Annotated in this window: 17 protein-coding genes and 1 pseudogene; 15 read left to right on the top strand and 3 right to left on the bottom strand. The window is 51.9% G+C overall.

Features of this window, described 5'->3' with window-relative positions; genetic code table 11:
• The first annotated feature begins 161 nt into the window (after nt 1-161).
• The 9 genes from HU143_RS17280 (at nt 162) to foxA (ending at nt 11602) form a co-directional block, all read left to right on the top strand.
• Nucleotides 162-2120 (top strand): site-specific DNA-methyltransferase, encoded by a 1959-nt coding sequence (locus HU143_RS17280; protein WP_023227306.1) that lies wholly within the window; start codon nt 162-164, stop codon nt 2118-2120.
• Between the two features lie 9 nt (nt 2121-2129).
• Nucleotides 2130-5102, top strand: coding sequence for a type III restriction-modification system endonuclease (locus HU143_RS17275; RefSeq protein ID WP_077944226.1), 2973 nt, complete (start codon nt 2130-2132; stop codon nt 5100-5102).
• A gap of 276 nt (nt 5103-5378) precedes the next feature.
• Nucleotides 5379-5480 (top strand): small effector SsaA, encoded by a 102-nt coding sequence (ssaA, locus tag HU143_RS17270; protein ID WP_000934834.1) that lies wholly within the window; start codon nt 5379-5381, stop codon nt 5478-5480.
• Nucleotides 5481-5596: 116 nt separating this feature from the next.
• On the top strand, nt 5597-7000 hold the full coding sequence (locus tag HU143_RS17265) for a cytochrome ubiquinol oxidase subunit I (protein ID WP_000393711.1): 1404 nt from the start codon (nt 5597-5599) through the stop codon (nt 6998-7000).
• Nucleotides 6997-8007, top strand: coding sequence for a cytochrome d ubiquinol oxidase subunit II (cydB, locus tag HU143_RS17260; protein ID WP_000151049.1), 1011 nt, complete (start codon nt 6997-6999; stop codon nt 8005-8007). Before HU143_RS17265 ends, cydB begins: the two co-directional genes overlap by 4 nt.
• Nucleotides 7953-8138 carry a DUF2474 domain-containing protein gene (locus HU143_RS24770; protein ID WP_305954967.1) on the top strand — a complete coding sequence of 62 codons (186 nt, stop codon included), beginning with the start codon at nt 7953-7955 and terminating at the stop codon, nt 8136-8138. The genes cydB and HU143_RS24770 overlap by 55 nt, the downstream gene beginning before the upstream one ends.
• A complete protein-coding gene (locus HU143_RS24615; RefSeq protein WP_229023857.1) occupies nt 8057-8248 on the top strand; it encodes a hypothetical protein in 192 nt (63 codons plus the stop codon). Before HU143_RS24770 ends, HU143_RS24615 begins: the two co-directional genes overlap by 82 nt.
• Before the next feature lie 95 nt (nt 8249-8343).
• Nucleotides 8344-9348: a ferrioxamine uptake transcriptional regulator FoxR gene (gene foxR, locus HU143_RS17250; RefSeq protein ID WP_023227304.1), complete on the top strand. Its 1005-nt coding sequence runs from the start codon at nt 8344-8346 to the stop codon at nt 9346-9348.
• Between the two features lie 145 nt (nt 9349-9493).
• Nucleotides 9494-11602, top strand: a complete 2109-nt coding sequence (foxA, locus tag HU143_RS17245) for a ferrioxamine B receptor FoxA (RefSeq protein WP_103398335.1) — start codon at nt 9494-9496, stop codon at nt 11600-11602.
• A gap of 40 nt (nt 11603-11642) precedes the next feature.
• Here foxA and HU143_RS17240 read toward each other — a convergent pair whose 3' ends face one another.
• A complete protein-coding gene (locus HU143_RS17240; RefSeq protein ID WP_023227302.1) occupies nt 11643-12275 on the bottom strand; it encodes a LysE family transporter in 633 nt (210 codons plus the stop codon).
• 231 nt (nt 12276-12506) lie between these two features.
• On the opposite strand from HU143_RS17240, the gene yahO reads away from it, so the two are divergent.
• A complete protein-coding gene (gene yahO, locus HU143_RS17235) occupies nt 12507-12782 on the top strand; it encodes a DUF1471 family periplasmic protein YahO (protein WP_000848026.1) in 276 nt (91 codons plus the stop codon).
• A 135-nt stretch (nt 12783-12917) separates the two neighbouring features.
• Here the strand turns inward: yahO and prpR are convergent, their stop codons facing one another.
• Nucleotides 12918-14543: a propionate catabolism operon regulatory protein PrpR gene (gene prpR, locus HU143_RS17230; protein ID WP_023227301.1), complete on the bottom strand. Its 1626-nt coding sequence runs from the start codon at nt 14541-14543 to the stop codon at nt 12918-12920.
• 265 nt (nt 14544-14808) lie between these two features.
• Here prpR and prpB point away from each other — a divergent pair, with 265 nt between their 5' ends.
• The 4 genes from prpB to prpE all read left to right on the top strand — a co-directional run bounded on the left by prpB (nt 14809) and on the right by prpE (nt 20406).
• Nucleotides 14809-15696, top strand: coding sequence for a methylisocitrate lyase (gene prpB / locus HU143_RS17225; RefSeq protein WP_000052221.1), 888 nt, complete (start codon nt 14809-14811; stop codon nt 15694-15696).
• A gap of 122 nt (nt 15697-15818) precedes the next feature.
• Nucleotides 15819-16988, top strand: coding sequence for a bifunctional 2-methylcitrate synthase/citrate synthase (gene prpC / locus HU143_RS17220; RefSeq protein WP_023227300.1), 1170 nt, complete (start codon nt 15819-15821; stop codon nt 16986-16988).
• Between the two features lie 39 nt (nt 16989-17027).
• Nucleotides 17028-18479, top strand: coding sequence for a bifunctional 2-methylcitrate dehydratase/aconitate hydratase (locus tag HU143_RS17215; protein ID WP_023227299.1), 1452 nt, complete (start codon nt 17028-17030; stop codon nt 18477-18479).
• Between the two features lie 40 nt (nt 18480-18519).
• Nucleotides 18520-20406: a propionate--CoA ligase gene (gene prpE, locus HU143_RS17210; RefSeq protein WP_023227298.1), complete on the top strand. Its 1887-nt coding sequence runs from the start codon at nt 18520-18522 to the stop codon at nt 20404-20406.
• A gap of 106 nt (nt 20407-20512) precedes the next feature.
• Here prpE and hemB read toward each other — a convergent pair whose 3' ends face one another.
• On the bottom strand, nt 20513-21487 hold the full coding sequence (gene hemB / locus HU143_RS17205; protein WP_000130724.1) for a porphobilinogen synthase: 975 nt from the start codon (nt 21485-21487) through the stop codon (nt 20513-20515).
• A 512-nt stretch (nt 21488-21999) separates the two neighbouring features.
• Between hemB and HU143_RS17200 the strand changes: the two are divergent.
• A pseudogene (locus tag HU143_RS17200) lies at nt 22000-23550 on the top strand (autotransporter outer membrane beta-barrel domain-containing protein); the annotation flags it as partial.
• Nucleotides 23551-23641: the final 91 nt, after the last annotated feature.

The raw sequence follows: 23641 nt of genomic DNA, 5'->3' as shown, positions 1-23641 counted from the left end.
CCGGGAGCACGCCTTCCCCCCGTAGTTTTCACGCCCTTTCAACGAACAACAAAGGTTAATGATGGCATCTGCCTTTCGTGACCATTACAATCATCGCTTACTTTTTTCTTTATAAGAAATTGATTGTTGGACCTTAAAATTATCAACGGAGCGAAGATATCATGTTGAAAGATAACCAAAAACACAACGAGTCTGTTGCCCCGAATAGCGCCTTTCTGTCTGAGTTACAACATGCATTACCGGAATTTTTTACCGCCGATCGCTATAACGAGCAGGGCGAACTGATCGCGAAAGGCGGATTTGATCTCGCCAAATTTGAGCGCGCGCTGAAAGCGCGTAATATTGATGAGCTGACTAGCGGTTATCAGATTGATTTTATTGGTAAAGATTACGCAAAAAAACAGGCGGGTGAAAAATCCGTTACCGTTATCGTTCCTGACGTGGAACACAATACTCTGGCAGAAAATAAAAACAGCCATAATCTTTTTCTGACCGGAGATAATCTGGATGTGTTACGCCATCTGCAAAATAATTACGCCGATACCGTCGATATGATCTATATCGATCCCCCTTATAACACCGGGTCGGACGGGTTTGTCTATCCCGATCATTTTGAATATAGCGATCGGGCGTTGCAGGATATGTTTGGTCTTAATGATACTGAACTGGCACGTTTAAAATCCATTCAGGGTAAATCGACGCACTCCGCGTGGTTATCTTTCATGTATCCGCGTCTTTTCCTGGCCAGGAAGCTCCTGAAAGATACCGGATTTATTTTTATCTCTATCGACGATAATGAGTACGCCAATCTTAAATTAATGATGGATGAGATTTTTGGCGAAGGCGGATTTGTCACCAATGTGATGTGGAAGCGCAAAAAAGAGATTTCTAACGACTCTGATAACGTTTCCATCCAGGGGGAATACATTCTTGTTTACGCCAAAACCGGTCAGGGCGCTTTACGTTTAGAACCGCTTTCTAAAGAGTATATTCAGAAATCCTATAAAGAACCGACCGAACAGTTTCCAGAAGGGAAATGGCGGCCGGTGCCGTTAACGGTGTCAAAAGGGCTGAGCGGCGGCGGCTATACCTATAAAATTACCACGCCGAACGGTACGGTACACGAAAGACTATGGGCTTATCCTGAAGCCAGTTACCAAAAACTGGTGGCCGATAATCTGGTCTATTTTGGCAAAGATAACGGCGGTATTCCCCAGCGAGTCATGTACGCGCATCACAGTAAAGGGCAGCCAACGACCAATTACTGGGATAACGTAGCGTCGAATAAAGAGGGGAAAAAGGAGATTCTGGATCTCTTCGGCGACAACGTTTTTGATACGCCGAAACCGACCGCATTATTGAAGAAAATCATCAAGCTCGCTATCGATAAAGACGGCGTCGTCCTGGACTTTTTTGCCGGTTCCGGCACCACGGCCCATGCGGTAATGGCGCTGAATGAAGAAGATGGGGGGCAGCGCACGTTTATTCTGTGTACTATCGATCAGGCATTAAGCAATAACACTATCGCGAAAAAAGCAGGTTATAACACTATTGATGAAATCAGCCGCGAGCGAATTACACGCGTTGCGGCGAAGATCCGCGCCAACAATCCCGCGACCAATAGCGATCTCGGTTTTAAACATTATCGTTTTGCCACTCCGACACAGCAGACGCTGGACGATCTGGATAGCTTCGATATTGCTACCGGCCATTTTATCAATACCAGCGGTCAACTGGCCGCTTTCACCGAGTCAGGATTTACCGACATGATCAATCCTTTTTCCGCCAGAGGATTGGGCGTGCCGGGCGGCGCAAGCGGCGAAGAGACCTTATTAACGACATGGCTGGTCGCCGATGGTTATAAAATGGATATTGACGTACAGACCGTTGATTTTTCCGGCTATTGCGCCAGGTATGTTGATAATACGCGCCTGTATCTGATTGATGAACGATGGGGAACAGAGCAGACCCGCGATCTTCTCAACCACATTGGTACGCATCAGCTTCCGGTTCAGACTATTGTCATTTACGGCTACTCTTTCGACCTTGAATCCATTCGTGAACTGGAAATCGGCTTAAAACAGCTTGATCAAAAAGTGAACCTGGTGAAGCGTTATTAAGAGGGGATGATGATGAATATTTTACTGGAAGAACTTCCCCATCAGGAACAGGCGTTAGCGGCGATTCTGGCGAGTTTCACCGGTATCGATCACGCGCAGGCCGATCATAATCACTATGCTAATCCGCTGATTAAGGAACGTTACGACGATAAGGCCAATATTGACGTTAAAATGGAGACCGGGACGGGCAAAACCTATGTCTATACCCGATTGATGTATGAACTGCATCAGAACTACGGGCTCTTCAAATTTGTGCTGGTGGTGCCGACGCCAGCCATTAAAGAAGGCGCGCGGAACTTTATCACCAGCGATTACGCCAGACAGCATTTTTCACAGTTCTACGAAAATACGCGGATGGAACTTTGCACCATTAACGCCGGTGATTTTAAAGTAAAGTCGGGGCGTAAAAATTTTCCGGCCCAGCTATTAAGTTTTACTGATGCCAGCCGTCGTGATAGCCATACGATTCAGGTTTTGCTGATCAATGCGCAAATGCTCAATTCCGCCAGTATGACGCGAGACGATTACGATCAAACGCTACTGGGCGGGCTGACGTCGCCTGTTAAAGGGCTGCAAATGACGCGACCGGTGGTCATTATTGATGAACCGCATCGTTTTGCGCGAGATAACAAATTTTATCGAGCGATTCAGGCTATTCAGCCGCAAATGATCGTCCGCTTTGGCGCTACCTTCCCGAATATTGTCGAAGGTAAGGGTAAAAATAAATGTGTACGTAAAGATTACTATCGCCGGCAACCGCAGTTTGATCTCAACGCGGTGGACAGTTTTAACGATGGTTTGGTGAAAGGTATTGATATTTATTACCCGAATCTCCCCGAAGAACAGGCCAACAATCGTTATATCGTTGACAGCGTCACGGCAAAGAAATTAATCCTCCGGCGGGGGAGCAAAATTGCCGAGGTTGGCGTGGGCGAAAATCTTGCCGATGTCGATACAGGATTTGAGGGCAGTATCGAATATGCCGGCAGTAAAATGTTATCGAACGATCTGGAGCTGGAGGCAGGGATGGCGCTGGTGCCAGGAACCTTTGGCGCGAGCTACCAGGAACTGATTATTCAGGACGCCATTGATAAGCATTTTGATACCGAGCAGGCAAATTTCTTACGCAGCAATGAGCCAGAAAATAATGCCCCGCGTATTAAGACTTTAAGCCTTTTCTTTATTGACAGTATTAAAAGCTATCGTGATGACGAAGGCTGGTTGAAAGTCACTTTTGAGCGTTTGCTGAAAAAGAAACTGACGCAACTGATTGACGATTATCAGCGCAAGACCCTGCCGCGAGAAGTGGAGTATCTGTCGTTTCTGCAGGCCACGCTCGCCAGCCTGCACTCGGATAACCAAAACGTCCACGCTGGTTACTTTGGCGAAGACCGCGGAAGCGGCGATGAGGCGATCCAGGCTGAGGTCGATGATATTCTGAAAAATAAAGAGAAGTTGCTCAGTTTTTCAGACCATCACGGCAACTGGGAAACGCGCCGCTTTCTGTTTTCAAAATGGACGCTTCGCGAAGGCTGGGATAACCCGAATGTTTTTGTCATTGCTAAATTACGTTCTTCCGGTAGCGAGTCGAGCAAAATTCAGGAAGTGGGGCGCGGCCTGCGGCTACCGGTAGATGAAAACGGCCATCGCGTTCATCAGGAAGAGTGGCCGTCCCGACTGTCGTTTCTGATTGGTTATGATGAAAAAGCGTTTGCCAGCATGCTGGTTGATGAGATTAATCGCGACAGCAAAGTTCAGCTTAACGAGCAGAAACTGGATGAGGCGATGATCACACTCATCGTCACCGAGCGGCAAAAAGTCGATCCTGCGTTTACGGAGCTTCGTTTGCTGGAAGATCTGGATGATAAAAAACTGATCAACCGGAGTAATGAGTTTAAACCCAGCGTCACGCTTAACGGGGAAACCAAAAGTGGTTTTGCGTGGCTACTGGAGTTCTACCCTGAGCTGACGCAGGCGCGGGTGCGAGCGGATCGCATTCGTGACAATAAGCCCGCCTCCCGGCTGCGAGTCAGGCTACGCAAAGAGAATTGGGAACAACTTAGCAGTATCTGGGAGCAGTTTTCCCGCCGTTATATGCTGCAATTCGAGCGTAGCGGCGCTTCTCTGGAACAAATTGCCGCCGAGGTGCTGCGCGATCCGGCGCTGTATATACGCCAGAAGCCAAGCCAGGTGCAACAACGGCTGGTATCGAATGAAGATAATGGCCGTTTTGAAGTGGCGCAGCGGGAAGGCGAATTAGCCGCCAGCGAATTTATGGCGGGCATGAAATATGGCCATTTTCTTAAGCAACTGGCGTTACGCACCAGTCTGCCGGTTAACGTCCTGCACCCGGTGTTAATGGCGATGCTGCGTGATGTGTTGCACGGAGATTCACGCTATTTAAGCGAGATCTCGTTGGACAATATGACCCGCGCATTACAGGCGCGGATTAATGCGCATTTTGCGCAGCGCCACGATTATCTGCCTCTCGATTTTCAGGCTTCAACGTCGGTATTTGATTCCACGGCACGGCAGTTCAGAGAGGAGATTAGCGCTGAAATTGTGGGGAAAAATGTGGATGAGAATGCGATAGACGATCCCCGTTCTCTCTATCAAATACCGCCGTTGCGTTATGACAGCGTCGATCCAGAATTGCCGCTATTAAAATACGATTATCCGCAACAGGTTTCGGTGTTTGGCAAACTGCCTAAGCGGGCCATTCAGATCCCCAAATATACGGGGGGCTCTACTACGCCGGATTTTGTGTACCGTATTGAGCGTCAGGACGCCGACAGCGTTTATTTACTGGTTGAAACTAAAGCAGAAAATATGCGCGTAGGTGATCAGGTTATTCTTGATGCGCAACGTAAATTCTTCGATATGCTGCGTCGGCAAAATATTAATGTCGAGTTTGCGGAAGCGACCAGCGCGCCGGCGGTATTTTCTACGATCAATGGCTTGATTGAGGGGAAGGCAAACTAACGGGTTTGAATGGACCTTAACGGTTATCTTTTTGATAGACCATATAAAATGGCCGCCGCGCAGCGAGCGTTGCGGTCATTCTCCCTGTGCTAATCCCCCATCCCGTAAACCGCGTTGACTTGAAGGTTATCGTTTTACGTCTATTCTTAACTTTCAGCTAAGCGTATTTTGCTGAAATTGCAAATAGTCTTGAGGACGCTGTTTTTTTGTTTTGCCGTTATTTTTATAACGGCCAGGTAGATATTGCCAAGTGAATGTAACTAAGGGAGACATGTTATGCTAAATAGATACTACCGTTTCGCTGTCGAAAAAGACGACCCCTCCGAAGCGCCAGAGTCGGGCGATAAGCCTGACAGCCAGCCGCAAAAAAAATCGTAATTTATCTGGATATTCCCCGACGTTTTTACGTTTGGGGAAAATAACCGTTTCGTTTCAACCTGGTTGCGAAAAGTGAATATTTTACACGAAGTGACTATATATAAACGGGAGGGAACATGGAGTTTGATGCCTTCTTTTTAGCGAGACTCCAGTTTGCCTTTACCGTCTCTTTTCATATTATTTTCCCCGCGATTACGATTGGCTTAGCCAGTTACCTGGTGGTACTGGAAGGTCTATGGCTAAAAACGCGTAATCCTGTCTGGCGCTCGCTCTATCAGTTCTGGCTCAAAATTTTTGCCGTCAACTTCGGGATGGGCGTGGTCTCCGGTCTGGTCATGGCTTACCAGTTCGGAACGAACTGGAGCGGTTTTTCCCAGTTCGCCGGCAGTATCACCGGGCCTTTATTAACCTATGAAGTGCTCACCGCATTCTTCCTGGAAGCGGGATTCTTAGGCGTGATGCTTTTTGGCTGGAACAAAGTCGGGCCGGGCCTGCATTTCTTGTCTACCTGTATGGTGGCGCTGGGCACGTTAATGTCGACGTTCTGGATTCTGGCGTCTAACAGCTGGATGCATACCCCGCAGGGATTTGAAATTCATAACGGTCAGGTGGTTCCGGTGGACTGGTTCGCGGTGATTTTCAACCCGTCGTTCCCGTATCGCCTGTTGCATATGTCCGTTGCGGCGTTTTTAAGTAGCGCGATGTTTGTCGGCGCGTCCGCTGCCTGGCATTTACTGAAAGGTAACGATACGCCGGCTATCCGCCGTATGTTCTCGATGGCGTTATGGATGGCGGTCGTGGTGGCGCCCGTTCAGGCATTGATTGGCGATATGCATGGCCTTAACACCCTGAAGCATCAGCCGGTCAAAATCGCCGCGATTGAGGGGCACTGGGAAAATACGCCCGGCGAGCCAACGCCACTTACGCTGGTAGGCTGGCCGGATATGGAGGCGGAACGGACCCGCTATGCGCTTGAGATCCCGGCGTTGGGCAGTCTGATCCTGACGCATAGCCTGGACAAACAGGTGCCTGCGCTAAAAGATTATCCCAAAGAGGATCGCCCCAACTCTACCGTGGTGTTCTGGTCTTTCCGTCTGATGGTGGGCATGGGCGTACTGATGATCTTCCTGGGGCTGGCCAGCCTGTGGCTACGCTACCGACGCCGCCTGTATCATTCGCGGCCCTTTATGCACTTTGCGCTGTGGATGGGGCCGTCCGGGCTTATCGCCATCCTTGCCGGATGGGTGACGACTGAAGTAGGACGTCAGCCATGGGTGGTCTATGGCCTGCTGCGAACGCGTGATGCGGTTTCCGCGCACAGTACCTTGCAGATGAGCATCAGTTTGCTGGCCTTCTTTGTGGTCTATTCCCTGGTCTTTGGGGTTGGCTATATTTATATGATTCGCCTTATCCAGAAAGGGCCGCAGCCGGCGGAGACACCGACCGCTGAAACCGATGGCAGACCCGCGCGTCCTATCTCTGCCGTGGGAGAATCGCTTGAGCAGGAGAAACGCGAATGACCATCGATCTTCCGGTTATCTGGTTTGCTATTATCGTGTTCGCCACGCTGATGTATATCGTAATGGATGGGTTCGATCTGGGCGTCGGTATCCTGTTTCCGTTTATTCGCGATAAACACGATCGCGATGTTATGGTGAACTCAGTCGCGCCGGTATGGGACGGGAACGAAACCTGGCTGGTGCTGGGCGGGGCCGGGCTTTTTGGCGCGTTCCCGTTGGCTTATGCCGTCATCACCGACGCGCTGACTATCCCGCTGGTGGTTATGCTGCTTGGTCTTATCTTTCGCGGCGTCGCTTTTGAATTCCGTTTTAAAGCCACCGAGTCGCATCGCGCGTTCTGGGATAAATCCTTTATCGTCGGGTCAATCCTGGCGACCTTTGCCCAGGGAGTTGTGGTGGGCGCGGTGGTGAGCGGTTTTCAGGTGGAAGGGCGAACCTTTAGCGGTTCGCAGCTTGACTGGCTGACGCCGTTTAACCTGTTCTGCGGCGTCGGTCTGGTCGTCACCTATGCGCTGCTGGGCGCTACCTGGCTGATTATGAAAAGCGAAGATCCGCTGCATAGCCGGATGTGCGCGCTGTCGCGCCCGTTGTTGATCGTCTTGTTGCTGGTGATGGGAGGCGTCAGCGTGTGGACGCCGCTCACCCACGACGACATCGCCGGGCGCTGGTTCACGCTGCCCAATTTATACTACTTCCTGCCGGTGCCTGTGCTGGTGTTGGCTTTTAGCGTCTGGCTATGGCGCAGCGTGAAAAAACCAGAATCCCATGCGCGTCCATTTATTCTCACGCTAGGGTTGATTTTTCTGGGGTTCAGCGGGTTAGGCATCAGTATTTGGCCGAATATTATTCCACCGGATATTTCGCTGTATGCCGCCGCCGCGCCGCCGCAAAGTCAAAGCTTCATGCTGGTTGGGGCGCTGATAATCATCCCGATTATTCTGGCTTATACCTTCTGGAGCTACTACGTCTTCCGTGGAAAAGTGCGACATGGAGAGGGATATCACTGATGGTTAAAGTGAAAAAATGGTCGCGGCGAGTCGTATGGATGGTCGCGATATGGTGCGCCAGCGTGCTTCTGCTGGCGGGCGTCGGAATGTTGTTCAGACTGCTCATGACCTCCGCAGGATTTCGCTCCTGACTGATACCCCCGGACGCGCTTTCGTCGCTGGCGAAAGCGCGTTTTTATCGACAGATCGGCGTTTATCGATCACCTTTGCTCGCCTTATCTCTTCCCTCAATAGCGGTTGATAATTATTCTCATCTTTATTGTCGTTCCCGGGCCGCAGTGATATGGTTACACAGTGGCTAACGCTCTGGTATAATGCAGATAAACGGTATTGATAATGTCTCCGATCTCCTGTCACTCTTCCGCCGCCCCGGCGATGAAAAAGATCTTTTCCGTCAGCGACTTCATCGCGTTTGGCGAGCGTTATGGCATTGATTACCGCTTCCCTGCGTTACCGCAGTATACGCAGAGTAGTCCCGTACTTCATGGCGATATCGAAGAGATAGCGCTTCCCGGCGGGATTTGCATTACACGCTCGGATGTTCACGTATTACAACCTTATGAAACTACCTCTCGCCATAGTAGTCCTCTGTATATGCTGGTGGTGTTGGAAGGTAATGTCGCGCTGGCTGTCAATGAGCAGACCTTTTTGCTGAGCGCGGGGATGGCGTTTTGCTCGCAACTGAGTGAGCAGCAGACGATACGCGCCCATCACGGCGCAGACAGTAAATTGCGCACCTTGTCGCTGGGAATGTACCCGGACGGCGGGTGGCGGGAGCGTTTGCCTGTCTCGCTGGCAGACGAGTGGGAACGTAGCGCGGCCTCGGCGAGGGTCTGGCAGGTGCCGGAGTTTCTGCTTTCAGGGCTACGTTATGCGCAGCAGCCCGGACCTCATACGGCGTCACGCCAGTTAATGCTGGAAGGCATCATGCTGCAATTGCTGGGCTATGCGCTAAATCTATGTCAGCCCGCAACGCAAAAACGCGGGCTTCCCGTCACCGGTGAATACCAGCGGCTGGAGCTCATTCGGCGTTTACTGGAGCAGACGCCGGAAAAAGCTTACACGCTGAACGAACTGGCGCGTCGGGCGGCAATGAGTCCAAGTAGCCTGCGGTGCAAGTTTCGCCATGCCTATGGGTGTACCGTGTTTGATTATCTGCGCGATTGCCGCCTGGCGCGCGCGCGTCGTTATCTGATGGAGGGATACAGCGTGCAGCAGGCCGCCTGGATGTCAGGCTATCAACATGCCACAAACTTTGCGACGGCATTTCGTCGGCGTTATGGCTGCTCGCCCGGTGAGCTGCGTGACGCGTCTCTGACGGCGTCCCGACACTGTGCGTAACGCGCTCCGCCAGAGCGGTAATATCCGCCGCTAACCCGGTTTTCTGCCGCTTTGGGTGATTTTTTATCATTGCGCATAGGCAATCTGGCGTTACGCATAGTGGTCCGTTATCTCTAAAAGGTAATAATTCTTATTTACAATAAAGATGCCTTTGGAGATGTTCATGTTTGCGACAACGCGTATGGCGCTATTGATAGGCGGAGCTATCGGCGGCGCGACTTTTCCTCTTTTTGCCCAGGAAACCACAAAAAATGATACCGTCATTGTCACCTCGCCCGTTCAGAGTGGCGCGACCAAGCTGGCGACGCCAGATATTGAAACGCCGCAGTCGGTATCCATTATTACCCGCCAGCAGTTTGAAGAGCAGGGCGCAACCAGCGTGCGTCAGGCGGTCAGCTACACCCCAGGCGTATACAGTAATCAGATAGGCGCCTCTAACCGCTTTGATTACATCGTATTGCGTGGTTTTTCGGACGGTAGTCTGGATAACGTCTATCTCGACGGGTTAAAAATGATGGGCGACACCAATTCGCACAGTTCGTTGGTGGTTGACCCCTGGTTTCTGGAAGATATCGAGGTGGTACGCGGCCCGGCGTCCGTTCTGTATGGACGTTCATCGCCAGGCGGCATTGTCTCGTTGACGTCGCGAAAACCGGCGTTTGATGCCGGAGGAGAAGTGAAGCTGTTTGCTGGCAATAACAACCAGCGCGGGGCGGCTTTTGATGTGACCGGCCCACTGGATGACAATGAACGTGTGGCGGCGCGTCTTAGCGGCATGACACGTTACGCCGATTCGCAGTTTACCCCCTTGAAAGAGGAACGTTATGCGCTGATGCCGAGCCTGACCTGGCGAATTACCGATCGGACGCGTCTTGATCTTATGGCCTATCTGCACCGTGATCCGCAGGGCGGTAGCCACTCCGGACTGCCTTATCAAGGCACGGTTGTACCTTATAACGGCGGAAAAATTTCTAACACTTTCTTTGAAGGTGAAGATGACTACGACAAATACGATCGCCGTGAAAATATGGTGGGTTATAACATTGAGCATCTGTTCGATAACGGCTGGTCGGTACGGCAAAAATTGCGCTATTTGCATACCAAAGTGACGTTGAATCAGGTCTATGCCGCAGGTTGGTTGAATGAAACGGCGCTGAATCGCGGCTATTCCGGCTCCGGGGAGAAAATGTCGGCTATCGCGCTGGATAATCAGCTCGACGGCAGCGTGGATACCGGGGCGATTAATCATCGTCTGCTGGTGGGGATCGATTATCAGGATCGCAGTAATCATACTACTGGCTATTATGGCGCGTTTCCGCCGATTGACGCTTTCAACCCTGTTTATGGCGCTCAGCCGGATTACATTACGTTGTATAGCCGTGAAAAACATAAGCTGCGGCAGACCGGATACTATTTACAGGATCAGATGTCATGGGATCGCTGGCGCTTTACGTTGGGCGGTCGTTACGATCGGGTCAGCGTGTCTAACATCGACAAACTTCATGATTCACGCAGCGATCTCGATAAAAACAACGTCAGCACCCGTGCTGCGTTGCTTTATCTGTTCGACAATGGCGTCGCCCCCTATCTCAGTTATTCTACCGCGTTTACGCCGACCAGCTTCGCCGACGAAAACGGCAATGTGCTGGAACCGATGAAAGGCAAGCAGTGGGAGGCGGGGGTAAAATACGAACCGCTGGGGGGGAATAGCCAGTTTAGCGCCGCCGTGTATCGTATTAACCAGACCAATATCGCGACCAAAGAAGAACCTACCGATCCGTACCGCTCGATTGGTGAAATTGAGTCTAAAGGGGTGGAACTGGAGGCCATTAGCCATTTGTCGGATAGCGTCCGTTTGCAGGCGGCGTATACCTATACTGATATCCGTTATAAGAAAAGTAGCCCGCAAGAACAGGGTAAGCGCGCGGTTTATGCTCCACGGAACCAGGCCAGCACCTGGCTAAGCTACGATGTGAAAAGCGGTCTGTTAGAGGGGCTGACTTTGGGCTCCGGCATCCGGTACGTCAACGGCGTGACCAGCGATCGCCTGAATACCCACACGTTGCCGTCCTATACATTGGTCGATATGGTGGTAGGGTATGATTTATCCAGCATTGGGTTAAATGGCTTGAGCGCCCAGCTCAACGTAAATAACCTGACGGACAAACGCTATGTCGCTGCCTGTAATTCGCTCTCTTATTGTTATTTTGGCGCCGAGCGTAGCATTGTAGGCAGCGTGTCATGGGCGTTTTGATAACGCTTATCGTCCGGTAGCAAAGGCTACCGGGCAAACATTAGCGGTGCGTCACGCCTTCATAGAGAAGTCTGAGCGCAAACATCCCGATAATGGCGCCGATAACACGGCTGGCAATGCGCTGTATACGCCTATAAGCGCGGCGGACTGCGGGAAGCGAAAAGGCCTGGCTGAGAAAAATACGCCAGATAACGGATGACAGCACAATTCCGGCCCAGGCCATTAATCTTGCCCATGTGGGCGTTTCTGCGCTAAGCGTTACGGAAAAAATACTGATAAAAAACAGTACGGTTTGCGGATTGGATAAATCGGTCATTAATCCCCGGCGAAAGAAAATTGTCCACGGGGCGGCAATTGGCGTCTGGAGCGTGCTCATTTGCGGCGTCGCCTGGTGACGAATACTGTTCCAGGCGAACCATAATAAATAGGCGCCGCCGACAATTTTGATAAGAGAAAATACCGCTTCGCATTGCGTAATGAGCGTCGCCAGACCGAAAAGCCCCAGCCCGGAATAAAAGGCGTCTCCCGTGGCGACGCCCAGGCCGGTGATGACCCCCGCCCGGCGTCCTGATGCGAGGCTGGTTTGCACCACCACAAACAGATTCGCGCCGGGATTAAAAAAGGTTAACACAAACAGACTGACGGTAAGCACAACGGCATGAAACGGCTCCATAGACAACTCTTCCCATAGCCTCAAGAAATAACGTTCATCTTATTAATAGTCAAACCAGATGATTGCGAGTGAGATCACAAAGCAGGGGCGTTTTAATCCGCGTTGTTACGCCGACTGAGCGGGGGCTGACTGGATTTTTCCAGCAATCTACACTACTTATTTAATCAGTCCGAACGGCCTTTTTGTTCTGATAAAGCGATGATGGCGTAATAATAAAACGAGGGTTTTGCTATGAAAACTGGCTACAAGGTTATGCTTGGCGCATTAGCGTTTGTCGTGACAAACGTTTATGCCGCAGAAATCATGAAAAAAACGGACTTTGATAAAGTCGCCTCCGAATACACGAAAATTGGCACGATTTCCACCACCGGGGAAATGTCGCCGCTGGACGCCAGAGAAGATTTAATCAAAAAGGCGGATGAAAAAGGGGCGGATGTGGTGGTGCTGACGTCCGGGCAGACAGAAAATAAAATTCATGGTACGGCTGATATTTATAAAAAGAAATAAAAGCGTTGCATCATAAAAATACCCGCCTGGGTTTCCGGCGGGTATATTTATTCCTGGCAACCGGCATCCGTTTTGCCGGATGACGGCCTGCAGTAAACGTAGCGCCATCAGGCATTCAGGACGCGGTCGTTTGTCTTAATTATCCGACTGGTCTTTGGCACCAGCTTTTAAACGACGCCACAGAGTGGTGCGGCTAATCCCCAGATAACGCGCCGCGGCGCTCTTATCGCCCTTAAAGCGCGCCAGTACATCCTGTAACGAGTGCGCATCCACGGTTGAAGGCGTCAGCTCTGCTGTGTTCACCATAAGCTCAGGTAATAACTGCCGCATAAATTGCCTGTCCAGCGTTGGCGCGGGATCGACGCTTAAAAAAAGCGCCAGGCGCTCCATCATATTACGCAGTTCGCGAATATTACCGGGCCAGCGCCAGGCCAGCAAAAGCGGCTGACACTGTGTCAATCCATGACGTATCGATTCGGTAAACGGAATTTCCATTGCCGCCAGCGACTGTTTTAAAAAGCTTTCCGCCAGCGGCAAAATATCAGCCTGCCGCTCGCGCAAAGGAGGAAGCGTCAGACGCAGAATACTCAGGCGATAAAAGAGATCGGGGCGAAAACGTCCTTGCATTATCTCCCGATCCAGATCGCAATGCGTAGCGCTGATCACCCGGACATCCACCGGGATCGGCTGGTGTCCGCCGACGCGAGTGACGGCTTTTTCCTCCAGTACGCGCAAAAGTCGAGTTTGTAACGGCAAGGGCATTTCGCCGATTTCATCCAGAAACAGCGTGCCGCCGTGTGCGATTTCAAACAGCCCCGCCCGGCCTCCTCGTCGTGAACCGGTAAACGCGCCCTCTTCATAACCAAACAGTTCCGCCTCCAGCAATGACTCGGTAATCGCGCCGCAATTGACGGCGACAAAGGGAAGGGATGGCTTATTCTGACGGTGAGGCTGGCGGTGAAAGAACGTCTGGTGAATCGCCTGCGCCGCCAGCTCTTTTCCGGTCCCTGTTTCCCCCTGAATCAGCACTGCCGCACGGGAGCGGGCATAGAGCGTAATCGTCTGGCGGAGCTGCTCCATTTGCGGCGACTGGCCGCGTATATCGCCCAGTTCATACCGGGTTTGTAATCCCTTGCCGGATGGGTAATCCACGCGCTGGCGCCGTGTCAGACGGGTCATATCCAGCGCATCATGGAAAGCCTGACGAACGGTCGCCGCGGAATAAATAAAGATGGCGGTCATTCCCGCTTCTTCCGCCAGATCGGTAATTAATCCCGCGCCGACGACGGCCTCAATACCGTTGGCCTTAAGTTCGTTAATTTGCCCGCGCGCGTCCTCTTCGGTGACATAGCTTCGCTGTTCAAGACAGAGGTGAAACGTTTTCTGAAAGGCAAGTAAAGCCGGAATGGTCTCCTGATAGGTCACGATACCGATAGACGAGGTGAGCTTTCCCGCTTTCGCCAGCGCCTGTAATACATCGAATCCGCTGGGCTTGATGAGGATCACCGGTATTGACAGGCGGCTTTTTAAATAGGCCCCATTCGAACCCGCCGCGATAATCGCGTCGCAGCGCTCGGTCGCCAGTTTTTTGCGAATGTAGGTCACCGCCTTTTCAAAGCCGAGTTGAATAGGCGTGATGGTCGCCAGATGATCGAATTCCAGGCTGATATCCCGAAACAGTTCGAACAGACGCGTTACGGAGACCGTCCAGATCACCGGTTTATCGCTATTATCGCGCGGAGCGCTGTGAGCAGTCGTCATCGCAGTAGGTTCATCTTTAAGGGGCGATTTTTTGTTTTAAACGTGTTTCATAAATGTTGCAATGAAACGGGGCGATTCGTTTCATGAAACGTTAGCTGACACGTTTTTCTTTTCCCTTAATCGCGCTTATTCATAACAGGAATGACTGTAATTACCTGTTTTTAAATCTCATTGTATTTAATTTTCTCGCAGCCTCTTTGCCTGGCATAGCCTTTGCTTTGGTGAATACATTCTGAGTAACAATTTACTAACATGAGGACGAGATATGTCTTTACATTCGCCGGGGCAGGCATTTCGCGCCGCGCTCGCTAAAGAGAATCCATTACAAATTGTCGGCGCTATTAATGCCAACCATGCTCTGTTGGCCCAACGGGCCGGGTATCAGGCTATCTATCTTTCTGGCGGCGGCGTAGCGGCGGGCTCGCTCGGACTGCCGGATCTGGGGATTTCTACGCTGGATGATGTGTTAACCGATATCCGGCGCATCACGGATGTTTGTCCGCTGCCGCTGTTGGTAGATGCGGATATTGGCTTTGGCTCCTCCGCCTTTAATGTCGCGCGGACGGTAAAGTCCATAGCCAAAGCGGGTGCCGCCGCGCTGCATATTGAAGACCAGGTTGGCGCTAAGCGCTGTGGACACCGTCCAAACAAAGCGATCGTCTCGAAAGAGGAGATGGTAGACCGAATTCGGGCGGCAGTGGATGCGCGCACCGATCCGAACTTTGTGATCATGGCGCGTACCGATGCGCTGGCGGTGGAAGGGCTGGAGGCGGCTCTCGATCGCGCGCAGGCTTACGTGGACGCGGGGGCAGACATGCTGTTCCCGGAGGCGATCACCGAACTGTCGATGTACCGCCAGTTCGCCGACGTGGCGCAGGTGCCGATCCTCGCCAACATCACTGAGTTTGGCGCGACGCCGCTGTTTACGACCGACGAGTTGCGTAGCGCACACGTGGCGATGGCGCTCTATCCGCTGTCGGCGTTTCGCGCCATGAACCGCGCCGCAGAAAAAGTCTATACCGTGCTGCGCCAGGAAGGGACGCAAAAGAACGTGATCGACATCATGCAGACCCGCAACGAGCTGTACGAAAGCATCAATTACTACCAGTTCGAAGAGAAGCTGGACGCGCTGTACAGGAATAAAAAATCGTAGCCTGTAGGCCTGATAAGGCGAAGCCGCCATCAGGCAATGCCGGATGGCACTACGTTTATCCGGCCTACGGTACGGCCTACATGCCTCAATACCCTACACATTAAAAAAATGACGAGGACACTATGAGCGACACCACGATCCTGCAAAATAATAACCATGTCATTAAGCCCAAAAAATCGGTCGCGCTTTCCGGCGTACCTGCCGGGAACACCGCTCTGTGTACCGTGGGAAAAAGCGGTAACGATCTGCACTATCGCGGTTACGACATTCTCGATCTGGCGGAGCACTGCGAATTTGAAGAAGTCGCGCATTTACTGATCCACGGAAAATTACCGACCCGCGACGAGCTGAACGCGTATAAAAGCAAGTTAAAAGCGCTGCGCGGATTACCCGCCAATGTCCGTACCGTTCTGGAAGCGTTACCGGCGGCTTCGCACCCGATGGACGTGATGCGTACCGGCGTTTCCGCGCTGGGCTGCACCCTGCCGGAAAAAGAGGGACATACCGTCTCCGGCGCGCGCGATATTGCCGATAAGCTGTTGGCCTCGCTCAGCTCTATCCTTCTTTACTGGTATCACTACAGCCACAACGGCGAACGTATTCAGCCGGAAACCGACGATGATTCCATCGGCGGCCATTTCCTGCATCTGCTGCACGGTGAAAAGCCAACCCAAAGCTGGGAAAAGGCGATGCATATTTCGCTGGTGCTGTATGCCGAGCATGAGTTCAACGCCTCGACGTTTACCAGCCGGGTGATTGCCGGAACCGGCTCGGATGTCTACTCCGCGATTATCGGCGCGATTGGCGCGCTGCGCGGCCCGAAACACGGCGGGGCGAATGAGGTGTCGCTGGAAATTCAACAGCGTTATGAAACGCCGGACGAGGCAGAGGCGGATATCCGTAAACGCGTGGAAAACAAAGAGGTGGTGATTGGCTTTGGACATCCGGTTTACACCATCGCCGACCCGCGCCACCAGGTGATCAAACGGGTGGCGAAACAGCTTTCAGAAGAAGGCGGCTCGCTGAAGATGTACCACATCGCCGACCGTCTGGAAACGGTGATGTGGGAGACCAAAAAGATGTTCCCGAATCTCGACTGGTTTTCGGCGGTCTCCTACAACATGATGGGCGTCCCTACCGAAATGTTCACCCCGCTGTTTGTCATCGCCCGCGTTACCGGCTGGGCGGCGCACATTATTGAACAGCGTCAGGACAACAAAATTATTCGTCCTTCCGCCAATTATACCGGCCCGGACGATCGCCAGTTTGTCTCGATAGACGATCGTTGCTAACTCACTCTTATTAAAAATAAAACGCAGGAAACGTACCCTATGTCTACCCAAGAACTGAACATCCGCCCGGAATTTGACCGCGAAATCGTCGATATCGTTGATTACGTGATGAATTACGAGATCACCTCAAAGGTGGCGTACGACACCGCGCATTATTGCCTGCTCGACACGCTCGGCTGTGGTCTGGAAGCGCTGGAATACCCGGCCTGTAAAAAATTGCTTGGGCCGATCGTGCCAGGCACGGTGGTGCCCAACGGCGCACGCGTGCCGGGCACCCAGTTTCAGCTCGATCCGGTACAGGCAGCCTTTAACATTGGCGCGATGATCCGCTGGCTCGATTTTAACGATACCTGGCTTGCCGCCGAGTGGGGCCATCCTTCTGATAACCTCGGCGGTATTCTGGCGACGGCTGACTGGCTGTCACGCAACGCCGTCGCCGCCGGCAAAGCGCCGCTGACCATGAAACAGGTATTGAGCGGGATGATCAAAGCCCATGAAATTCAGGGCTGCATCGCGCTGGAAAACGCCTTCAACCGTGTCGGACTTGACCATGTGTTGCTGGTGAAAGTGGCCTCGACTGCGGTGGTCGCTGAAATGCTGGGGCTGACGCGCGATGAGATCCTCAACGCGGTATCGCTGGCGTGGGTGGATGGGCAGTCGTTGCGCACTTATCGTCATGCGCCGAATACCGGTACGCGCAAATCCTGGGCGGCGGGCGATGCGACTTCGCGCGCGGTACGTCTGGCGCTGATGGCGAAAACCGGCGAGATGGGCTATCCCTCGGCGCTCACCGCCAAAACCTGGGGCTTCTACGACGTTTCATTCAAAGGTGAAACGTTCCGTTTCCAGCGCCCTTACGGCTCCTACGTGATGGAAAACGTGCTGTTCAAAATTTCTTTCCCGGCAGAATTCCACTCGCAAACCGCCGTCGAAGCGGCGATGACGCTGTATGAGCAGATGCAGGCCGCGGGTAAAACGGCAGCGGATATCGAGAAAGTGACTATCCGCACCCACGAAGCCTGTCTTCGCATTATCGATAAAAAAGGCCCGCTCAATAACCCGGCGGACCGCGATCACTGTATCCAGTATATGGTCGCCGTGCCGTTGCTGTTCGGACGGTTAACCGCGGCGGATTATGAAGACGAGGTGGCGCAGGACAAGCGTATTGACGCCCTGCGCGAGAAAATCGTGTGTTATGAGGACCCGGCTTTTACCGCCGACTATCACGACCCGGAAAAACGTGCTATCGGCAATGCGATCTCCGTAGAGTTTACTGATGGCTCACGCTTTGGCGAGGTTGTCGTGGAGTATCCGATTGGTCATGCGCGTCGCCGCGCCGACGGTATTCCGAAGCTTATCGAAAAATTTAAAATTAACCTGGCGCGTCAGTTCCCGACTCGCCAGCAGCAACGCATTCTGGATGTCTCCCTGGACAGAGCCCGCCTGGAGCAGATGCCGGTTAACGAATACCTCGATTTATATGTCATCTGAGCCAGCCAGCAGTAAGGCGTAAGTTCAACAGGAGAGCGTGATGTCTTTTAGCGAATTTTATCAGCGTTCCATTAACGAACCGGAGGCGTTCTGGGCCGAGCAGGCCCGGCGTATCGACTGGCGACAGCCGTTTACGCAGACGCTGGATCATAGCCGCCCACCGTTTGCCCGCTGGTTTTGCGACGGTACCACTAACTTATGTCATAACGCCGTCGACCGCTGGCGGGATAAACAGCCGGAGGCGCTGGCGCTGATTGCCGTCTCATCAGAGACCGATGAAGAGCGCACATTTACCTTCAGCCAGTTGCATGATGAAGTCAACATTGTGGCCGCCATGTTGCTGTCGCTGGGCGTGCAGCGTGGCGATCGCGTATTGGTCTATATGCCGATGATTGCCGAAGCGCAGATAACCCTGCTGGCCTGCGCGCGCATTGGCGCGATCCATTCGGTGGTCTTTGGCGGTTTTGCCTCGCACAGCGTGGCGGCGCGCATTGACGATGCCAGACCGGCGCTGATTGTGTCGGCGGATGCCGGAGCGCGGGGCGGTAAAATCCTGCCGTATAAAAAGCTGCTTGATGACGCTATTGCGCAGGCGCAGCATCAGCCGAAACACGTTCTGCTGGTGGACAGAGGGCTGGCGAAAATGGCGTGGGTGGATGGGCGCGATCTGGATTTTGCCACGTTGCGCCAGCAGCATCTCGGCGCGAGCGTGCCGGTGGCGTGGCTGGAATCCAATGAAACCTCGTGCATTCTTTACACCTCCGGCACTACCGGCAAACCGAAAGGCGTCCAGCGCGACGTCGGCGGCTATGCGGTGGCGCTGGCAACCTCGATGGACACCATTTTTGGCGGCAAGGCGGGCGGCGTATTCTTTTGCGCATCGGATATCGGCTGGGTCGTCGGCCACTCCTATATCGTTTACGCGCCGCTGCTGGCAGGCATGGCGACTATTGTTTACGAAGGACTGCCGACGTACCCGGACTGTGGGGTCTGGTGGAAAATTGTCGAGAAATACCAGGTTAACCGGATGTTTTCCGCCCCGACCGCGATTCGCGTGCTGAAAAAATTCCCGACGGCGCAAATCCGCAATCACGATCTCTCCTCGCTGGAGGCGCTTTATCTGGCCGGTGAGCCGCTGGACGAGCCGACGGCCAGTTGGGTAACGGAGACGCTGGGTGTGCCGGTTATCGACAATTATTGGCAGACGGAGTCCGGCTGGCCGATCATGGCGCTGGCCCGCGCGCTGGACGACAGGCCGTCGCGTCTGGGAAGTCCCGGCGTGCCGATGTACGGTTATAACGTCCAGCTACTCAATGAAGTCACCGGCGAGCCCTGCGGCATAAATGAAAAGGGAATGCTGGTGATTGAAGGGCCGCTGCCGCCGGGCTGTATTCAGACTATTTGGGGCGACGATGCGCGTTTTGTGAAGACTTACTGGTCGCTGTTTAACCGTCAGGTTTATGCCACCTTCGACTGGGGAATCCGCGACGCCGAGGGGTATTACTTTATTCTGGGCCGTACCGATGATGTGATTAATATTGCGGGTCATCGGCTGGGGACGCGAGAAATAGAAGAAAGTATCTCCAGCTACCCGAACGTAGCGGAAGTGGCGGTAGTGGGGATAAAGGACGCTCTGAAAGGGCAGGTAGCGGTGGCGTTTGTCATTCCGAAGCAGAGCGATACGCTGGCGGATCGCAAGGCGGCGCGCGACGAGGAAAAAGCGATTATGGCGCTGGTGGATAACCAGATCGGTCACTTTGGTCGTCCGGCGCATGTCTGGTTTGTTTCGCAGCTCCCCAAAACGCGTTCCGGAAAGATGCTTCGCCGCACGATCCAGGCGATCTGCGAAGGCCGTGATCCGGGCGATCTGACAACCATTGACGATCCCGCGTCGTTGCAGCAAATTCGCCAGGCGATCGAGGAATAGCCGTAAGCCGGATAAGCCGCGTCCGGCAACGGGTTAGACTCAGCGACTGAATAGTGGGGTGTAAAGTCGGGAAAGGGCGGCGGCAGCGCGCCGCCCTGTAACAGAATTAACGCAGAATATTTTTCTCAGCCAGATCCAGTGCGAAGTAGCTGAAAATCAAATCGGCGCCGGCGCGTTTAATCGAGCCCAGACTTTCCAGCACGACCTTTTCTTCATCGATGGCGCCAGCCATAGCAGCAAATTTAATCATGGCGTATTCACCGCTCACCTGGTAAGCGCCAAGCGGCAACTCTGTGCGTTCGCGAATTTCACGCAGCACGTCCAGATACGCGCCGGCCGGTTTCACCATTAAGCAATCCGCGCCCTGGGCTTCGTCGAGCAGTGATTCGCGAATCGCTTCACGGCGGTTCATCGGATTCATTTGATACGTCTTGCGGTCGCCTTTTAACGCGGTACCCGCTGCTTCACGGAAGGGGCCGTAGAAAGAAGAGGCGAACTTGGTGGAGTAGGACATTATTGCCGTATCGGTAAAACCGGCGGCATCCAGCGCCTGGCGGATAGCCTGGACTTGTCCATCCATGGCCGCGGAGGGCGCAATAAAATCTGCTCCAGCCGCCGCCGCGATAACGGCCTGCTTGCCGAGGTTGGCCAGCGTCGCATCGTTATCCACACCGTGTTCGCACAATACGCCGCAGTGGCCGTGCGAGGTGTATTCGCAGAAGCAGGTGTCGGACATAACGATCATCTCCGGCACGGTTTGCTTACAGATGCGGGACATTCTTGCCACCAGGCCGTCTTCTTTCCAGGTGTCGCTGCCGGTGTCATCAGTATGGTGAGAAATGCCGAAGGTCATAACGGAACGAATACCAGCATTTGCGATACGTTCAATCTCTCGCGCCAGCTGCTTTTCCGGGATACGCATTACGCCGGGCATGGCATCAATAGCTTTGTAATCGTCGAGTTCTTCTTCAACAAAGATCGGCAACACCAGGTCGTTCAGGCTAAGTGTTGTCTCTTCAAACATAGCGCGCAGCGCAGCGGATTTGCGCAGGCGGCGAGGGCGATGGATAAGGTCTGTCATGGTCTGCCTGATGTTTGTGGAATCGAAGGCCCAGTATACCTGAATCTGCAGGCAGATGTTTTACGAAAACGGTCCTTAACGTAGCAGGCGCAGCCCCGGCGGCGGCAGAACATGGCGCTTCTTTTATATACCGAAGATTAATACCTCAGGCACTATATCATTTTAAATAAGAATTAGTTTTACGTTGTTTTTAGTTTTATTTCATCGTCATTTAAGTAAATGTGGGTTTCAACATTATTCATGTTTATTTTGTTTTTCTTTAATCCATATTTATCTTATATGTGTTTTGTTTTTTTATTTTCTTGTAAGGCCATGAAAAAGAATGCTTTTCAATTATAAATTTTCCTTTTATTACGTCCTTTTAATTCATGTCCGAATCCGGACTGAGGATAAAGAATAATTGAACCTTTTAGCAATGACGCCGCATAATCCTCCTTGCTAAACATCTATATGTTTTTATGCATTGATAATTGATGGATCAACTATATTACGTCCCTGAGGAGGGATGACAAATGCACTCCTGGAAAAAGAAACTTGTAGTCTCACAATTAGCATTGGCTTGCACTCTGGCAATCACTTCTCAGGCGAATGCTACTACTTATAACACTTTTGGGTATCATGACGACGCAACTACCCAGTACGCTGGGATCAATACTGACACCGATTATGTAACTTACGGTGGTTATGTTTATTACAATCCTGCAACTACCGATTTCGATCAATCCTTTAACAACGATACTGTAAATGGTGTTATTTCTACGTATTATCTGAACAATGACTACACCACAGATTCTACGAATACACTGAATATCACCAATTCTACCATCCATGGCATGATTACTTCCCAGCATATGTGGGATGACACAGCATATGTTGATCATGACTGGGATGATGGCGATACATTTACCCTCAATATCGCTAACTCCACTATCGATGATGATTATGAATATTTCTACTTCACCGATGATTATAATAATGCTGATGGAAAAGTTACTACGGAAGATTGGCGTACTTCCGAATTAGCTTCTTTAGGCACTGCTGTAACGTTGGATGTCGAAAGTAATATTAATATCACCAATAACTCTCGTGTTGCAGGTATTACTCTGAGCCAGGGTGATACTTACGACGCAACATATGCTACTGGTGGTGATAGCGCTTATGTTCATACTTGGGACAACACTATTGTCGTTGACAATTCCACTGTTACATCAGGGGCTGTGACTCCGCTTGAGGATAACGGTTGGTTTGGTAACTCTTCAGAGCCAAGCGATTATGGTAATGGCGGTACAGCAAATGATATTGCCCTGTCATTCTCCGACGATTCTAACTCATACTATTCAATGAAGAACAACGTTACATTTACTAACGGTTCTACCTTGATGGGCGATGTTGTTTTTGATAGTCACTTTAACAATGGCGCTGATGCAAACGCTGATTCCAATGGTGATGGTGTTATCAACGCCAGCGATGGTTTCAGCCCAATCGGTTATGACACCAACAACGATGGTGTAGAAGATACGAATGGCGGTTGGAGTCACGACAACGATAACGTTGATGAACTGAACCTCAAACTCGATAACGGTAGTAAGTGGGTAGGTGACGCATACTTTAGCTATGAGTATATCGCACCGGCTGAGATGTACGATCTTGAAGATGGTACTAACAGCTTAGAACCAAGTTCTACTGTGGATAAATGGGGCAACGTTGTTGATGACAAGACCTTCCAGAGCGGTATCTTCACTGTAGCGCTGGATAACGGTTCTGAATGGGATACGGTAAACGGTTCTAACATCGACACCCTAACCGTTAATAATGGTTCTCAGGTAAATGTAGCAGATGGGTCTTATTTACTTGCTGATACCATCACATTGACCAATGGTTCAACGATGAACCTCAGTTCCTATGGTGAAGTTGATACCGATCACCTGACGGTTGATAGTTACAGTAAAGTTGATCTGACAAACGAAACTGCTTATCTGTATGCTAACACTATTACCGTATCAAACGGCGGTGAATTCAGCATCGGTGCTGGTGAATTTGATGCCGATTCTTTCGGTACGGATTAGACTGGCCCCCTGAATCTCCAGACAACCAATATCACTTAAATAAGTGATAGTCTTAATACTAGTTTTTAGACTAGTCATTGGAGAGCAG

This window comes from Salmonella sp. SJTUF14076 (assembly GCF_015534835.1).
In the GTDB taxonomy this organism is placed as follows: Bacteria; Pseudomonadota; Gammaproteobacteria; order Enterobacterales; family Enterobacteriaceae; genus Salmonella; species Salmonella enterica.
This window is presented reverse-complemented; position numbering and strand designations above follow the sequence as displayed.

Bases quoted from the DNA above. Each gene is read 5' to 3' on its own strand.
- HU143_RS17280 (WP_023227306.1), top strand. From the start codon at position 162: ATGTTGAAAGATAACCAAAAACACAACGAGTCTGTTGCCCCGAATAGC.
- HU143_RS17275 (WP_077944226.1), top strand. From the start codon at position 2,130: ATGATGAATATTTTACTGGAAGAACTTCCCCATCAGGAACAGGCGTTA.
- ssaA (WP_000934834.1), top strand. From the start codon at position 5,379: ATGCTAAATAGATACTACCGTTTCGCTGTCGAAAAAGACGACCCCTCC.
- HU143_RS17265 (WP_000393711.1), top strand. From the start codon at position 5,597: ATGGAGTTTGATGCCTTCTTTTTAGCGAGACTCCAGTTTGCCTTTACC.
- cydB (WP_000151049.1), top strand. From the start codon at position 6,997: ATGACCATCGATCTTCCGGTTATCTGGTTTGCTATTATCGTGTTCGCC.
- HU143_RS24615 (WP_229023857.1), top strand. From the start codon at position 8,057: ATGGTGCGCCAGCGTGCTTCTGCTGGCGGGCGTCGGAATGTTGTTCAG.
- foxR (WP_023227304.1), top strand. From the start codon at position 8,344: ATGTCTCCGATCTCCTGTCACTCTTCCGCCGCCCCGGCGATGAAAAAG.
- foxA (WP_103398335.1), top strand. From the start codon at position 9,494: ATGCCTTTGGAGATGTTCATGTTTGCGACAACGCGTATGGCGCTATTG.
- HU143_RS17240 (WP_023227302.1), bottom strand. From the start codon at position 12,275: ATGGAGCCGTTTCATGCCGTTGTGCTTACCGTCAGTCTGTTTGTGTTA.
- yahO (WP_000848026.1), top strand. From the start codon at position 12,507: ATGAAAACTGGCTACAAGGTTATGCTTGGCGCATTAGCGTTTGTCGTG.
- prpR (WP_023227301.1), bottom strand. From the start codon at position 14,543: ATGACGACTGCTCACAGCGCTCCGCGCGATAATAGCGATAAACCGGTG.
- prpB (WP_000052221.1), top strand. From the start codon at position 14,809: ATGTCTTTACATTCGCCGGGGCAGGCATTTCGCGCCGCGCTCGCTAAA.
- prpC (WP_023227300.1), top strand. From the start codon at position 15,819: ATGAGCGACACCACGATCCTGCAAAATAATAACCATGTCATTAAGCCC.
- HU143_RS17215 (WP_023227299.1), top strand. From the start codon at position 17,028: ATGTCTACCCAAGAACTGAACATCCGCCCGGAATTTGACCGCGAAATC.
- prpE (WP_023227298.1), top strand. From the start codon at position 18,520: ATGTCTTTTAGCGAATTTTATCAGCGTTCCATTAACGAACCGGAGGCG.
- hemB (WP_000130724.1), bottom strand. From the start codon at position 21,487: ATGACAGACCTTATCCATCGCCCTCGCCGCCTGCGCAAATCCGCTGCG.